This is a genomic window from Paenibacillus forsythiae T98, from assembly GCF_000520735.1.
GTDB classification, from domain to species: Bacteria; Bacillota; Bacilli; order Paenibacillales; family Paenibacillaceae; genus Paenibacillus_AQ; species Paenibacillus_AQ forsythiae.
In genome coordinates, this window is record NZ_ASSC01000279.1 from 1 (window position 1) to 1,835 (window position 1,835).

Genomic DNA, 1,835 nt, shown 5'->3' on the forward strand with positions numbered 1-1,835 from the left:
GCGCGGTGATTACGATGGTGGCGCTGGACTTCATTCAGGCCGGGCAATGACCCTGGTCCTGAGCGGTGCCGCAATCCGGCAAGTATGGAAACGGCGGGCCTGATTCATGAAGTATTTTACAGGAAATGGGAAGGTTTGCTTGCGAAAAACGGCTAATAAGCGGTTTGACACCGGATTGGGCGCATTGTATAATCCCGGGGAATACAGGAAGAACCGCTGCGCCGTCCTTGTGGGGCTAGCGCCCGGAATTACAGAAAATCATACGTTTGCGCTTTCGCGCGGTCGAAAGACCGCCGGGAGTGAGCATATATAAAGGAGCCATGATCGATTTGTCGGTACAAAGGGGAAAGGGCGAGCCGATAGATTACGGCGATCCCGCAGCCACCGAAGGGATTCCCGTCCTTGTAGGCGGCCTGGATGATTTGCTTGGTTACGAGGGAGACGATTTGGGCGTGAGCTATAGTCCGGAGCGCTCTGCGTTCCGTCTATGGGCGCCGACCTCCCGGCAGGCGGAGCTTGTACTATACGATTCCTGGCAGGACGAGGCTTCAGCCGTGCTTCCGATGACACGCGATATCGGCGGGACCTGGACGCTGACGGTAAAGGGCGATCTGGAGGGCAAGTTCTATACGTATCGCGTATGGATTGAAGACCGGTGGAATGAAGCGGCAGATCCCTACGCCAGAGCTGTCGGCGTGAATGGCGACCGGGGAGCCATCCTCGATCTCCGAAAGACGGACCCGCTGCGCTGGACCGAAGACAAACCGCCTTTTGACCATCCCGTGGACGCCGTCATCTATGAGCTGCACCTGCGGGACCTGTCGATCCACCCGGGCGGGGGGATTCGCCAGAAGGGAAAGTTTACCGGCCTGGCCGAGAGCGGCACGCGGGGACCGGGAGGCACTCCTACCGGGCTGGACCATATCGCGGCGCTTGGAGTGACCCATGTGCAGCTTCAGCCGATCTTTGATTACGCGACCGAGAGCGTGGATGAAACGAAGCTCGACCAGCCGCATTACAACTGGGGCTACGATCCGAAGAACTATAATGTTCCCGAGGGCTCTTATGCGACCGATCCCTACGTTCCCGGGGTCCGGATCAAGGAGCTGAAGTGTCTGATCCAGACGCTGCATGACCGCGGCCTGCGGGTTATCATGGACGTTGTATACAATCATGTCTATGACGCCCACCGCATGAACCTCGCCAAGCTTGTTCCGGGCTACTACCTGCGCTACAAGGCGGACGGCACGCTGTCGAACGGATCGGGCTGCGGCAATGACTGCGCCACCGAGCGGAAGATGATGTCCCGCTTTATTGCCGATTCCGTGCTGTATTGGGCGCAGGAGTACCATATCGACGGCTTCCGCTTCGATCTGATGGGCCTCATGGACATTGGAACGATGACGGAGATTCGCCGGAGGCTCGATGAACTGGACCCGTCCATCCTTACGATCGGGGAGGGCTGGATGATGGACACGGAGCTTGCCCCCGAGCTTCGGGCGAATCAGCACAACAGCTCTTTGTTGCCGGGATTCGGGCAGTTTAACGACGGCTTCCGGGATGCGGTCAAGGGAAGCATTTTTCTGCACAACCGCCAAGGCTTCATCAGCGGGGGAGCCGGAACCGAGAACGGAGTCATGGCCGGAGTCGCCGGAGGCATCGCTTACGGACCGGGGATCTGGCAGTTCGCCCAGGAGCCGCAGCAGTCCGTCAACTTCGTGGAGTGCCATGACAACCATACGCTCTGGGACAAATTGCTGCTCTCTACGGAGGGGGCGACGGATGAGGAACGCCGCGCCATGCACCGGCTGGCTTCCGCCATGGTGCTGACGAGC

The 1,835-nt window shown here is 59.3% G+C and carries 1 protein-coding gene; it reads left to right on the top strand.

Annotated elements, in window-relative coordinates; genetic code table 11:
* Positions 1–329 precede the first annotated feature (329 nt).
* Positions 330–1,835 (top strand): type I pullulanase (pulA, locus tag L692_RS0109245; RefSeq protein ID WP_025699224.1); only part of this gene is annotated, 1,506 nt, incomplete at its 3' end.